Here is a 13860-nt window from a genome sequence, read left to right on the forward strand (position 1 = left end):
GTCTTGAACACATTTACATCTCAATCAATCTATGCTATCTTTCCGACTCCTGCTTTTTTGGCCGAGTCAGATCGATGCAGTGACTATAATTTACTATACATAACTCTGTTTAACTATATTTTTAATTAAACTTTACAATACCTATTAAAAAAACACGGGAAAATAGCGGGAGCGTGGTAGCCCCGTGATTTTAATCCGGGGCGCAAACGCGACAATACAGCGCTTCGCGCGGCAGAAGGGTAATGGGTAATGGGCAGAAGGGAAAACCATTTTTTACGCTATGCGTGCCCATTCTTCAGGCTTTTCATGGGACAACACTCTCAAGGAAGATTTCGATTACTGTACCTCATAACATCGAAAAACGCTGTATCGATCCCTTCAAGAGCAAAGATCGGCTGACTCATGCCTCAAGACTAGAAATTCACCCTAGTGGAGGAAGTCACGGTATCAATTCATCCTTAATCTAAAAAGGAAAGACATGAATACTCGATGACCCATGGATACCAAAACCCTGATTCAGGGATACCCAATCAGCCGATACACCTTGTCTATTGGGGCGATCGCCTTACTGTATCTAACCGTAGCCTATCTAACAATAGTCATCCTTGACTTCCATACAATTCCTCCAATTTGTCCAGTCGCAGGCATAGCCCTGGGACTCTTATTAGCTTATGGCATCCGGTTTTGGCCCGGAGTTGCCCTAGGGAGTTGGATTTGTGCCCTGGTTTTAGGCGCGTCCTTCCCAGGAGCGATCGCCGCAGCAATTAGCCATACCACGGGAGCTGCGATCGGCGTTTATGTCTTGCGCTGGTGGGGATGGCAACCCAAACTGATGAAGCTCAAGCGAGTTTTGGAGCTGATCTTTTGGGGCGCGATCGTCAGTACAGGGATCGCTGCCTTCCTAGATACGGTTTTGGGTCTATGGCTACATACCATCAGTTCCCAAGGAGGATTTGAGCATCTGTGGAGAATGTGGTTGGGTGAGAGTATGGGGGTTCTGCTGATTACCCCAATTCTGGTCTATGGAATCACCCGTTGGTCTGTGAGGAAAGGGTTGGCGCTTGAGTGCCCTGACTCCTTGACCCATAAAATAGAAAGGGCGATCGTTCTGGTGCTTGGGTTAGCCCTCAGTTATCTGGTATTTGGCCTACCTCATCTGGGATGGATCGACGATCGCTCGGTGCAAAGCCTGGTTAATATACCTTTAGAATATCTCTGTTTTCCCTTTGTGGTTTGGGCCGCCTGTCGGTATGGGGCGATGGGGGTGTTTTTGACCAGTTTATCGATCGCGATTTTGGCTTTCATGGGTTTGAGTGACGAGCAGGGGCTGTTCATCGCTAGGGCTAAGACCCAAGAAGAAGCCATTTTCGCCCTTGAGGTCTTCATGGTTTCCATTGAGATCGCGGCCATGATCTTAGTTGGGACTTTAACGGAACTGCAACTGACAAACCAGGTTTTGCGCCACCATCAAGATCGTTTATCTGAAGAGATGACCCGCAAAGAAATGGCGATCGCCCAATTACAAGCCACAGTCGAGCAACAAAAACAGCAATTACAAGAGTATCAGGAAGCCTTAAACCACTCCAATCAACTGAAAAATTGTTTGTTCCAAGCCATTGCCCATGATTTACGCACCACGCTCATGGGGATGGTGATGTTCTATCAGAATTTACTTAAAAAACCGGGAGAAACCCTATCGGTGAGGCGATCGCTCTTGGAAAAACTCAGGGATGGGGGCGATCGCCAACTGCAAAAACTCAATACCCTACTCGAAGTCGCCACCCTTGACGATAACCCAATGGCGATCGCCTCCCAACCCGTTAATCTCGCCCTAGTCTTAGAGGGGGTACTAGAGGATTTCCAAACCTATTTTGCTGACAATGGGGTTCACCTCAACTATTATCAACCCGAACAATTACCCCTAGTTGATGCCGATCCCCAATACATTAGGCGGGTATTTGAGCATCTGCTCTCCAATGCCGTCAAACATAACCCCCCTGGAGTCGAGATCCAAATTCAGTTCCCAATTGACCTGAGTAACGGCGTTTCCTGTTGGGTGATCGATAATGGGGTTGGTATTGCCCCAGACAAGCTTCCTTATCTCTTTTCCTTAGATCCCCAAGCCTCTAACGGGCAAACCCGTCGTCTTTTAACCGGAATTTCTCTCGGTCTGTATCAATGCGATCGGATTTTAGCAGCCCATGGTGGTAGGTTAAGCGTTGAGAGTTACCCCACTCAGGGATCGCGGTTTGGGTTTAACCTTCCAGAGCGGCGATCGGATTGATGTAAATTTAAGCTAATTTTAAACCCAACCTTCGCTCAATCGGATTAGGATTGAAGTGGGGGTAAAATCAGTCCTATTTTAGCACAAATGGCTGCCACAGTTTTTTTTAGCTTGTAGAATAAAAAACTTGAGTTGGTATATTCCAATCTCCGATCCCCAATTGATCCCTATTTAAAATTCGTCGTTTATGATACCCTTTTAAGATAATGGAGCATTTAATCGCGTCAGGAAAACTGGATTCTTTGTCTGCGATCGCGCAGTATGTTGTAGCTGTCGCTCAAGAAGCTGGGTTAGATCGTAAATCTTCTTATAAATTAAGATTAGCCGTTGATGAAATTGCCACCAATATTATTATTCATGGCTATACAGAAGCGGGGATTAAGGGAGATTTAGATATTCGAGCAGATATCACCGATGGAGAGCTGATGGTTTCTATGGAAGATACGGGAGCCGTTTACGATCCGACAGAAGAAGAGGAACCAGCCCATTTAAGTGTGGCGATCGAACAACGGCCCTGTGGTGGATTAGGAGTTTACTTAGCTCTCCAAAGCGTGGATCGCTTTATTCATGAGCGCATCGGCTCGATTAATCGTAATGTGTTTATTGTTAAACGGCAAGAACACTCCTTAGATCCGCTTTAGAGTAATAAGTAATAAGTAATGAGTAATGAGTAATGAGTAATGAGTAATGAGTAATAATTTATAGCGCGAAACAAATTCTCCGACCCTATTACTTATTACCTATTACCTATTACCTATTACCTTTCCGGTTTGAGCAGCACCTGGGCGATAACGATCCCCATAATCGCTAAAAGCGCCATAAAGTAAAACACATAATTATACGTGCCAAATAAATCTCGAACGCGCCCCGTCACCAAGGTTCCAATCAAAGCACCAACACCATAGGCGGTGAACACAATGCCATAGTTTTGGGCATAGCGATCGGGATTAAAAAAGCACAAAGTAATCGTTGGAGCCATAGCCAGCCAGCCCCCAAGACAGAACCAAAACAGGCAGAAGGCAATCAGATAGGTAGCCACTTGTCCAGTTTGAGCATTTACCATTAATATACAGCCGATTAAGATCAGCACATAGGACAACATGGCAATGTAGTGGGGCTTAAAGCGATCGCTCAACCAACCAAACAAGGGACGACTAACCCCATTAAACAGAGCAAATAAGGCCACGCTCTGAGCGGCTACAGTGGGATTAATAGCAATGATTTCCTGCCCCACTGGACTGGAAATACCGATCGCACTCAAACCCACTACAGTGCCAATGGCGTAGCAAATCCACAGTCCATAAAAAGAGCGACTCTTGAACAAGTTTCCAGAATAGGTTGAGACTGAGCTTGATGAGGAAGTTACAGCATTCTGCTGAGGATGCCAGTCCCTAGGCGGCAACTTCAACGTCAGGGCAATAGCAAGAATAATCGCGATAAAGGCAATACCGAGAATGCGTAACGTGGAGCGAACACTATAGGCATCAATTAATTGGTTCGCTAAGGGAGCCGTGATCAGGGGCGAAAGTCCAAACCCAACGATGGTTAACCCCAAAGCCAACCCTTTCTTATCCGGAAACCAGCGAGAGACAACCACCATCGGCACACCATAGGCAATACCAATCCCGGTTCCAGCAATCACCCCATAGGTGAAGATGAGCATTCCAATATGGGTGGCAAAGCTGGAAAGAATATAGCCTAAGCCGACGACAATCCCGCCGATCGCCGTTGTGAGGCGGACACCCATACGAGTAATATAAAAACCGGCGATCGGCATCGATACAGCATAGGAAACCAAAACAAAAGTGTAGGGCAATAGGCTTTGGGTGGCACTAATTCCCAACTCATTTTCCAAAGGCGTTCTGAAAATACTCCAGGAATAGACACTTCCCAAGCAGAGCAAGATCGTCATCCCCAAAGGAATAAACAGCCATCTGCCTCGATTGGCAGGTATTCCCAAGATGTCGATTGTTGGCTCATAATCAGTGGTGAGACTCATAAGCTTTGACTTCTCCAAGATCTAAGATTTTCATCGATGACATCAGCAGCTTATCGCTTGCATCCTTTAAGCGATCGCCAATTTTATCGGGGGCAGTGTTGAATCAAGTGTCCGTCTCGATACATTTCTCTCCTCTGCCGTCCAAATTCTCAGCCGATCGCCTCACCAGAGCGATCGCGCATTAGAGATTCGATTGCCCCCATTTTCAGGTACAATAAAAGTCTGATCTAGCCCACCTCAAGGGTAGGAGATGGCTGAGATAGTCTTGTTGCTCTCCTCCACACTCTCTAACTTGATGACCCACACATGGGATCTCAGACACTAGGGCAAAAAGCTATTCACCCCTTGAGATGAGGATACCTAATCCATCGTATGAAATCTTTTTCTAGCCATAGTTTACGCTTTCAGCTTACGGTCTTAGTTTTATTGGTGGTGACTCCGAGTTTATGGGGAGTATCCTGGTTAACCCGTTCTATGGCAACAGCATGGATGCGTCAGAGTGCTGAACAAAATCAAGAAATTCGCGCCCAGGAACTGGCTCAGGAACTGATGACCTATAGTAGTAAAACGCGGGAAATACTCGGTAATATTGCTCAAGTTCCGGATCTGGTGAGTATGAATCAAGAACGTCAGGAACCCATTTTAAGGTTTTTGGTGGACACCTATGGGTTAACTTGGGTGCAAACCTTCGATCGCCAAGGACAAGAAGTAGCCAGTACGCGGGAAAAGAGCAGCAAGATAGTCGCTAAAAGTGCCTGGTTTGAAAAGGCGATCGCCGGAGAAAAGCCCATAGAAGCCTCCATTTCTGCACCCGATCAACAACCCGTGTTGTGTTCGGCTGTACCAATCTGGGAAGAAACCAAGGCGATTGGAGTCCTGCGAAGCTGTATTAACTTAGTCACCCTCAGTCGCCAACTGCGATCGCTACGATGGGGCGAAACCGGCTATGCCATACTCTTAGACCGTCAGGGTTACATTCTCATCCATCCAGATATTCCCCTCCTCTCCCAACCCCAATTCATGTCTTGGGGCGATCGCCCAGAAATTCAACCCGCTCTCACCTCCCCCGGACAGCATTTTGAACAACAAGACCAGGATGGAAACCATTGGTTAAGCTACTCCCTACCCCTGGGGAATGGACTGATTCTCCTGCTTCAACAACAAGCGGCTGAACTGCGCCAACCCGAACAGCACTTTTGGCACATTTCCGTCTATTTAACCCTAGGAACCATCTTAGTGATGGGCATAGCCGTATGGTTAATTGCCACCAGTTTCATTCGTCCCATTACTGATTTAATTATCGTTTCTAGAACCCTTTCCACAGGCGAATTAAAACCAAGAATCCAGGTCAAGCGAGAAGACGAAATCGGGATTTTAGTCGATAGCTTCAATCGCATGGCCGATCAGCTTCAAAAAAGCTTTCGTCAACTGGCCCAAGCCAACCAAACCCTAGAAGATAAAGTCACTCAACGCACAAGAGAATTAGAAGCCGCCAATAAAGCCCTCTATGCCGCCAACACCGCCTTAACCTTTGAATTAGAAAAAGGTCGGCAAATTCAACGCAACTTTTTACCCAAACGGGATGAAGCCAAACCCCTAGTGATTCTCAATCCTCCCAACTGGGACGTTTTAGCCTGGTTTAAACCCGCCCGTCAAGTCGCTGGCGATTTTTACGATGCCTTTGAACTCGGAGACGGCCACATCGGCTTAGTAATTGCCGATATTTGCGATAAAGGAGTCGGAGCCGCCCTATTTATGCCCTTAATTCAAAGTTTAATGCGAATTTTTTCCGGAGAAACCAGTCTAGATGGCTTGGTTTTAACTGGAAAATTTAGCGTCGCGGATCTCCTGCATTTAACAGAAGACGACAACCCTTACGCCTCCCATCAACTCAATGCCCTCAAAGCCGTCGAATTAACCAACTACTATTTAGCCAAAAACCACGGAAACTTGGGTATGTTTGCCACCTTGTTTTTTGGTATCCTCGATCGGGAAACCGGTAACTTAGTTTATATTAATGGAGGACACTTACCCCTATTTGTGCTGGAATCTAGAGGTGGCGTAAAAGACTCTCTCCCCCCGACTGGGCCGGCCGTTGGTATTAACATAGACGCAGACTACAAAACAGGACAGGTTACCTTAGAACCCGGAGATCTCTTGTTGGGATATACTGACGGCATCACCGATGCGCGATCGCCTCAAGGTGAGTCCTTTTCCTTAGAAAGCTTACTGTCCATATTGGAACAACCCGCAACATCTGCTACTGTCTTGCTAGAGCGGATTATCAATCAGATCAACACCCATCGCGGTCAAACCGATCAATTTGACGATATGACCCTACTGGTGGTTAGGCGATCCTTTCTATCCGTACCTCTAGAACATGAGGTGAACTCAGATCCCTCTGCCGATCCTCTTTAAGTCTTAAACTGCCCCAAAAACATGGAAATTAACATTCAAACCGAAGATTCAGTCACCCTCATAGAAGTCACCGGAAGCATTGATGGACAAACTGCGCCCACGTTGCAAGAGCAAATTCTCCCGGTCATTGGCTCGACCCCCAAAGTTTTACTGAATATGACCGGTGTTTCCTTTATGTCCAGTGCTGGACTCAGAACCCTCTTAGTCTTACATCGCAAAGCCGAAGACAAAACCATCAATGAGCAAAAAATAAAAATTATATTAGTCGGATTATCGGAAGAAATTCGCGACACCATGTCCATCACTGGCTTCCTAGACTTTTTTACCATTTGTGAAACCATAGATGAAGCCCGTAGCCTTGCCTAAATTACTCTCCTTTGCCGATCTTTTCTGGGGTAACCTATAACCATGGAACGCATTGATATTCATCCCACCCACACCTATGAAACCTTCAAATTTCGCCGAGGAAAACCCTTCCCCTTTGGGGCAACCTTAGAACCCGGAGGCGTAAATTTTTCCATCTTTTCCAGTCATGCAACTTCCTGTACCCTAGTCCTGTTTACCAAAGGCGATCCCGAACCCTTGGTCGAAATTCCCTTTCCTGAAGAATTCCGGATTGGGAATGTTTACTCCATGATGGTATTTGACCTGGACTATGAAAATATTGAATATGGCTATCGCATGGATGGCCCCCATGATAAAACCGCAGGCCATTGGTTTGATCCGAGTAAAATTCTTATGGACCCCTACGCTAAAGTAATTGGGGGCCGGGATATCTGGGGGAAGATGCCCAATTTTAAGGATCTCTATCAGCACCGGGCCCGAATTGTGATTGATGATTTTGATTGGCAAAATGATTGTCCTTTAGAATTACCCCCAGAAAATTTAGTCATTTATGAAATGCATCTTCGCAGTTTTACCCAGCATCCTTCATCGGGGGTGAAAGAGAGATATCGGGGAACGTTTGCGGGAATGCGGGAAAAAATTGATTATCTGAAAGAATTAGGCGTTAATGCGGTGGAGTTAATGCCGATTTTTGAGTTTGATGAGTTTGAAAATCATCGGTTTAATCCCGACACCGGAGAGAGACTTTATAACTATTGGGGCTATAGTACGGTTGGTTTTTTTGCCCCTAAAGCGGGTTATGCGGCAACCGGAAAGTTGGGAATGCAAGTCGATGAGTTAAAGGCGTTAGTAAAAGAGCTGCATAAAAATGGCATTGAAGTCATTTTAGATGTGGTGTTTAACCATACAGCCGAAGGGAATGAGTTGGGGCAAACTATTTCCTTCCGAGGGATTGATAATAAGGTTTATTATATGTTGACCCCAGAGGGGTATTATTTTAATTTTAGTGGCTGCGGTAATACGCTCAATTGTAATCATCCCATTGTGCGCAATATTGTGTTGGATTGTTTGCGCTATTGGGCGGCAGAATATCATATTGATGGCTTTCGGTTTGATTTGGCTTCGATTTTAGGCCGCGATCGCGATGGCACGCCGTTAACCAATCCGCCATTATTGGAAGTGTTAGCCTACGATCCGATTTTGGCTAAGTGTAAGCTAATTGCGGAAGCTTGGGATGCAGGCGGACTCTATCAGGTGGGGTCATTTCCCTCCTTTGGCCGGTGGGCCGAATGGAATGGTAAATATCGGGATATGTTACGCCAGTTTGTCAAGGGAGATGCAGAGGTTTGGGAGATGTCCCACCGTTTAATGGGGTCTCCAGATTTGTATGCGGAAATGAACCGCCCTCCGACGACATCGATTAATTTTATTACGGCCCATGATGGGTTTACGTTGCTTGATTTGTTCTCCTATGACGAGAAACATAATGAGGATAATGGGGAAGGAAACCAGGATGGAGCCAATGATAATTTTAGTTGGAACTGCGGTGTAGAAGGGGTAACCGACGACCCGGAAATCAATGAACTCAGGCGACGACTGGTGAAAAATGCGATCGCCCTGTTAATGGTGAGTCAAGGTGTACCCATGATCTTAATGGGGGATGAGATGGGACGCACGAAGCAGGGGAATAATAACACCTACTGTCATGATAATGAGCTAAATTGGATCGACTGGTCTTTACTGGAGACCAATGCAGATATTTTTGAATTTTTCCAGCACTGTATCGCCTTCCGTCATGCTCATCCGGTGCTGCGACGTAGCACCCATTTTCATCATCAAGATCTTGTCGGTAGTGGCTATGCTGATATTAGTTGGCATGGAACCCAAGCGTGGAATGTGGACTGGGCTGATTATTCCCGGACTCTAGCCTTTCTGCTCTGCGGTCAACATGCCGACGATGGAGAAGGGGAGGATGATTATATTTATGTGGGGATGAATATGCATTGGGAACCCCTGACGTTTGAAATTCCTCAATTGTCGGATCGGAAACAGTGGCATTTGTTTGCCGATACGGGGTTAACTTCGGCTCAGAAAAGCTGGAAGCCGGGAACAGAGCCGATTTTGACAAATCAGTTTGAACAGAAATTGTGCGATCGCTCCGTATTGATCTTGGTCGGACGATAAGTCTCTCTCTATTCTCTGATGCTCTAGGGGTCAACTGCCGTTGACTCCTTAATATTGGGAAGCTCAAATATAAAGATATTCTGTGATTGAGCGCGAATAGATGTAAACTGTGATATGTAGATTTTTCTTCTAAAAGCCGTCTGTTAATTTCTATCAAAAAATACTAAATTTAATTAATTTTTAAGATTAGGGTTACAGAACTTCATGGAAAGTTTTCCCTGGTGAATGCAGTCCCAAACCTTGATTCATAAAGGGTTTTAACTGGTCAGGGATCAACCAAAATAGACGATATCCGAATTTTAACCCTGAATAACTCTCCTCAAAGATTGAGTATAATATCTGTATTCTATCGAGTCGCTTAAGGCAATATCTGATTTTTTAGAAAACCGGAAGTGGATTCAACCCTTTAGTAATTACCTTTGTAAACCTATTTTTCAAAAACCATGAAAACCTCTTTTAACACATCAGAAATTCCCTCTTCATCCACCGATACCAACGCCTCAGAGTTCAATATTCCTCTGATTCAACCCATGCCTTGTCCGAACTGCGGTTCATCGGCTCAACGCAAACACCTGGTTAAGTTAGAACAAACTCAAGTTGAATGCCCTTCCTGTGATTATTTCCTGCTCACTTGTAGCCGTACTGGGCGGGTAAAAGAAGCCTATGCTCCAGGCATTTATTGGGGGAATGGGCGATCTAAATAGGAGATCTAGCAGTCTTCGCTAATTAAAAATGTAGGGAGCAAGATGCTCCCACTCCAGTAATATCACTCAGATTGAGGGAGTGCGGGCATCTTGCCCGCTTCTATTTTCCCCTTAACCGGACTTGATCTTACTCATGACTCATTACTCAGTAGCGCGAGAGGCTCGGAGTTGCCCACAGGCGGCATTGGCTTCTAGGCCTCGTGAATACCGAACACTGACGGCAATATGATGCTGGGTCAAAATATCCTGGAATTGCTGAATACGCTGACCATTGGGACGCTGGTAATCGACTTCACTAATGGGATTGTAGGGAATTAAATTGACGTGGTTTTGAAATCCCCGTAGCAGGTGAGCCAGTTCTAAGGCGTGTTGGGGTAGATCGTTAACGCCGCCCAACAAAATATACTCGAAGGTAATGCGTCGGCCCGTAAGTTTCACGTATTCTCGACATTCATCCATGAGTTCGGGTAAGGCGTAGCGCAGGGCACTGGGAATTAGTTGTTCTCTCAGGGGTTGGTTGGAGGCGTGGAGACTGACGGCCAGGGTGATTTGCAGTTTGACTTGCGCGAGTTGACGGATACGTTTGGCAATGCCGACGGTAGAGACGGTAATTTGTCGCTGGCCGATGCCTACGTCTTTATTGAGACAGTGGAGAGCGTTTAAGACAGCATCGAAGTTAAGTAGGGGTTCACCCATACCCATGAATACAATATGGCTGACGCGCCGCCCAAAGTCGTTTTGTACGGTGAGGACTTGATCGATAATTTCGTGGGGTTGGAGATGGCGAGTAAATCCGCCTTTACCGGTAGCACAAAAATCACATCCCATGGGGCATCCGACTTGGGAGGACACGCAGACGGTGAGCCGTTTGGCGGTGGGAATGCCGACGGTTTCAATAATGGCTCCGTCCTGGAGTTGGAGGAGATATTTAATGGTTCCGTCGGGGGCGATCGCCCGATAATGGAGCGTAGAACGACCGATATTGACCTGGGCCATCTCTTGTCGCCAGGCTTGGGGAAAGACGGTAATATCTTGCAGCGATCGCGCCCCTTTTTGATAAAGCCATTGGTGTAATTGGCGGCCCCGATAGGCCGGTTGGCCCTGGTTTTGTACCCAAGTGGTGAGAGACTCTAGGGATTGGCCCAGTAAGGGGGAGTCCAGGACAGGAGATGATATAACTGGAGAATTGATGTTAGATGCTTTCGGGGAGAGAGACATTGATGATCGGTCTTGATATTGGGTGGAATACTTCTATTTTGCCCCTAGCCTTTGAATTTGCCTCTCCTGGCCCGATTATTTTCCAAATTGGTAATTTAGCGATTCGCTGGTATGGCTTGTTAATTGCTTCGGCGGTGTTGTTGGGGGTAACCTTGTCCCAGTATTTAGCTGAACGTCGGGGAGTCGATCCAGAGGCGATCGGGGATTTGGCCATCTGGTTGGTGCTGGGGGCGATTCCTGCGGCTCGACTCTATTATGTATTATTCCAATGGCCGAACTATGCAGATAATCCAGGGCAAATCTTCGCCATTTGGAAAGGGGGAATCGCTATTCATGGGGCGATTTTAGGCGGTCTACTGGCAGCGTTGCTGTTTGCGCGAGTGAACCGGATTTCCTTTTGGATGTTGACGGATCTGGTGGCTCCATCTGTGATTTTAGGACAGGCGATCGGGCGCTGGGGAAATTTTTTTAATTCGGAAGCCTTTGGTAAACCGACGGATCTGCCCTGGAAGTTGTTTATTCCCCTCGATCGCCGGCCCCCAGAGTATATTGAATTTGACTATTTTCACCCCACCTTTCTCTATGAGTCCCTGTGGAATCTGCTGGTGTTTGCTCTGCTCCTGGGCTTATTCTTCTGGAGTTTGAACCGCACACGACCCCTGAAACTGGGTACGCTGTTTCTGGTTTATCTGATTGCCTATAGCTTGGGTCGAGTCTGGATTGAAGGGTTGCGTACCGATAGTTTAATGTTCGTAGGCCTGAGAATTGCCCAGTTTGTGAGTGTAGGGGCGATTTCCTTGGGGGTTTTGGGCTTGGTTTGGCTTTATGTATTCGATCGCCCTTTGCCGGATGTGGTCTCGACTGCGGACACGAAGGAATAAGCCAAAAAAAAGCCCCGGAGGTAATCTCCAAGGGCTGGATCAGGGTGCATCTACCATTTCTTTATTCCCTTGCGTCCCAGGGGTAATCCGGAAGAATTGACCGATTGTTGTGGATTTGAGTGACCCTATGGACTAACCATAGAGGCTTGTTTGCTGTTATGATCGGCGATCGATCGCCGACTCTGAGATTTTTTCGATGACTCAAACCCCCCTAAAACCTGCCGTTTATATTGTTGGAGCTGGCCCTGGTGACCCAGAATTGCTCACGGTTCGCGCTCAACGGATTTTGGCCCAAGCGGATGTGATTCTGTACGCTAATTCTTTGGTTCCCAAGCAGATGTTACAGAATACCCGCGAGGATGCCGAATTGATTGCTACGGGCCATCAAACCCTAGAGTCAATTTTACCGATGATGATTGAGGGAGTGGGTCAAGGTCGGGTAGTGGTGCGCTTGCATTCAGGCGATCCGAGTTTGTATAGTGCGATCGGCGAGCAAATTCAAGGGTTATCGGAGGCGGGAATCCCGTTTGAAATTGTACCGGGAATTAGTGCCTTTCAGTTGGCGGCCGCCCGGTTGGGGGTGGAGTTAACGGTTCCGGAGTTGGTACAGACGATTATTTTAACCCGCGTCAGCGGCCGAGCGTCTCAAATGCCTTCGGGGGAGGAGTTGGAGTCTTTAGCGGCCCATCAAGCGAGTTTGTGTTTGTATTTGGCGGCCCGTCATGTGGAGCGTTCCCAGGAGCAATTGTTACGGCACTATCCGGCAGATACTCCGGTGGCCATTTGTTATCGGTTGGGATGGCCGGATGAGAAGATTGTGGTGGTTCCATTGGAGAAGATGGCCCGCGAGACTCAAGAACAGGAGTTAATACGGACGACATTGTATGTGATTAGTCCGGCGCTTCAGGGGATGGGAGGGCGATCGCAACTTTATCATCCGGATCACTCCCATTTGTTTCGCCCTTAACGCTAGATATTGCCTTGGCTAGTTTAGGGTTACGAACCATGCCCTTGACGTTAGCAGACCAAGTATCAGCCATGGCTATGTAAGCAAACCTTTGGCTGTTGGGACTTCCCAAACCAATCGGATGCTGCTAAAATAGTTAGCGAGAATAGACAAGGGTGAATTCGTTTGAATATTTACAGGCTTTTCCCGTAAAATATAACTACCTTTTCCCCAAGACCTGATTCTCTCAACGTTTGCTTTGATTTAGGAAAGTCTCGATGTCAATTTATGTAGGTAACCTTTCTTTCGAGGTTACGCAAGAAGATATGCAAGAAGTCTTCAAAGATTATGGAACCGTTAAACGAATTACTCTGCCAAAAGACCGAGAGACCGGTCGGATGAGGGGATTTGGTTTTGTAGAGTTATCCAGTGATGCAGAAGAAGAAAGTGCGATTTCTGCCCTTAATGGAGCTGACTGGATGGGTCGCACATTAACTGTGAATAAAGCTCGACCTCGTGAGGACAGGGGGAACAAGAGAGGTTTTTAAGATTCACACGGAAAAATGACGAGAGCTTGGTAGCCCCGTCGTTTCAACGCGGGGCGGAAAAGCGAACGGCGGTTTCAACCGCCGTGATATTGTTCGGTTTATTATGCCCGACAAGTTTGGTTTAAAGAAAATCAATTTGTCAAAAAAGGCGAGCTTTGCGGGCAAATGAAATGGAACAGACATTTTAATGGTATGTATGCCTCTAGCGCCCAACAAATATGCAATGGTGTTGTTGAATCTTTTAGCAGCTTCAGAGAATTACTAAAACTATTTTGGAAAGGTGAATTAGCTGATAAACCAAAACCGCCTAACTATCGAAAACCGGGTTTATTT

Annotated in this window: 12 protein-coding genes; 10 read left to right on the plus strand and 2 right to left on the minus strand. The window is 46.6% G+C overall.

Going from position 1 to position 13860, the window contains the following annotated elements; all coding sequences use genetic code 11:
- Positions 1 to 496: 496 nt before the first annotated feature.
- A complete protein-coding gene (locus tag PJF56_RS03420) occupies positions 497 to 2284 on the plus strand; it encodes a sensor histidine kinase (RefSeq protein ID WP_283761242.1) in 1788 nt (595 codons plus the stop codon).
- A 206-nt stretch (positions 2285 to 2490) separates the two neighbouring features.
- Positions 2491 to 2925, plus strand: a complete 435-nt coding sequence (locus PJF56_RS03425; protein WP_283761243.1) for an ATP-binding protein — start codon at positions 2491 to 2493, stop codon at positions 2923 to 2925.
- Positions 2926 to 3041: 116 nt separating this feature from the next.
- Here the strand turns inward: PJF56_RS03425 and PJF56_RS03430 are convergent, their stop codons facing one another.
- Positions 3042 to 4283, minus strand: coding sequence for an L-lactate MFS transporter (locus PJF56_RS03430; protein ID WP_283761244.1), 1242 nt, complete (start codon positions 4281 to 4283; stop codon positions 3042 to 3044).
- A 5-nt stretch (positions 4284 to 4288) separates the two neighbouring features.
- Between PJF56_RS03430 and PJF56_RS03435 the strand changes: the two genes are divergently transcribed.
- The 5 genes from PJF56_RS03435 (at position 4289) to PJF56_RS03455 (ending at position 9934) form a co-directional block, all read left to right on the plus strand.
- Complete coding sequence (locus PJF56_RS03435) at positions 4289 to 4468, plus strand: hypothetical protein (protein ID WP_283761245.1); 180 nt, start codon at positions 4289 to 4291, stop codon at positions 4466 to 4468.
- Between the two features lie 187 nt (positions 4469 to 4655).
- Positions 4656 to 6701, plus strand: coding sequence for a SpoIIE family protein phosphatase (locus PJF56_RS03440; RefSeq protein ID WP_283761246.1), 2046 nt, complete (start codon positions 4656 to 4658; stop codon positions 6699 to 6701).
- A 21-nt stretch (positions 6702 to 6722) separates the two neighbouring features.
- Positions 6723 to 7067 (plus strand): anti-sigma factor antagonist, encoded by a 345-nt coding sequence (locus PJF56_RS03445; protein ID WP_283761247.1) that lies wholly within the window; start codon positions 6723 to 6725, stop codon positions 7065 to 7067.
- Positions 7068 to 7109: 42 nt separating this feature from the next.
- The gene (gene glgX / locus PJF56_RS03450) at positions 7110 to 9230 is read left to right on the plus strand and encodes a glycogen debranching protein GlgX (RefSeq protein ID WP_283761248.1); all 2121 of its coding nucleotides are present in this window, start codon (positions 7110 to 7112) and stop codon (positions 9228 to 9230) included.
- Positions 9231 to 9673: 443 nt separating this feature from the next.
- The gene (locus PJF56_RS03455) at positions 9674 to 9934 is read left to right on the plus strand and encodes a hypothetical protein (protein ID WP_283761249.1); all 261 of its coding nucleotides are present in this window, start codon (positions 9674 to 9676) and stop codon (positions 9932 to 9934) included.
- A 141-nt stretch (positions 9935 to 10075) separates the two neighbouring features.
- Here the strand turns inward: PJF56_RS03455 and rlmN are convergent, their stop codons facing one another.
- Positions 10076 to 11152 (minus strand): dual-specificity RNA methyltransferase RlmN, encoded by a 1077-nt coding sequence (rlmN, locus tag PJF56_RS03460; RefSeq protein ID WP_283761250.1) that lies wholly within the window; start codon positions 11150 to 11152, stop codon positions 10076 to 10078.
- Positions 11153 to 11190: 38 nt separating this feature from the next.
- Between rlmN and lgt the strand changes: the two genes are divergently transcribed.
- The 3 genes from lgt (at position 11191) to rbp (ending at position 13527) form a co-directional block, all read left to right on the plus strand.
- The gene (gene lgt / locus PJF56_RS03465) at positions 11191 to 12033 is read left to right on the plus strand and encodes a prolipoprotein diacylglyceryl transferase (protein WP_347179432.1); all 843 of its coding nucleotides are present in this window, start codon (positions 11191 to 11193) and stop codon (positions 12031 to 12033) included.
- Between the two features lie 196 nt (positions 12034 to 12229).
- Positions 12230 to 13000, plus strand: a complete 771-nt coding sequence (cobM, locus tag PJF56_RS03470; RefSeq protein ID WP_283761252.1) for a precorrin-4 C(11)-methyltransferase — start codon at positions 12230 to 12232, stop codon at positions 12998 to 13000.
- 257 nt (positions 13001 to 13257) lie between these two features.
- Positions 13258 to 13527: an RNA-binding regulator gene (gene rbp, locus PJF56_RS03475; protein WP_283761253.1), complete on the plus strand. Its 270-nt coding sequence runs from the start codon at positions 13258 to 13260 to the stop codon at positions 13525 to 13527.
- Positions 13528 to 13860 lie beyond the last annotated feature (333 nt).

Origin of the sequence: Roseofilum halophilum BLCC-M91 (genome assembly GCF_030068445.1) — a bacterium.
GTDB classification, from domain to species: domain Bacteria; phylum Cyanobacteriota; class Cyanobacteriia; order Cyanobacteriales; family Desertifilaceae; genus Roseofilum; species Roseofilum halophilum.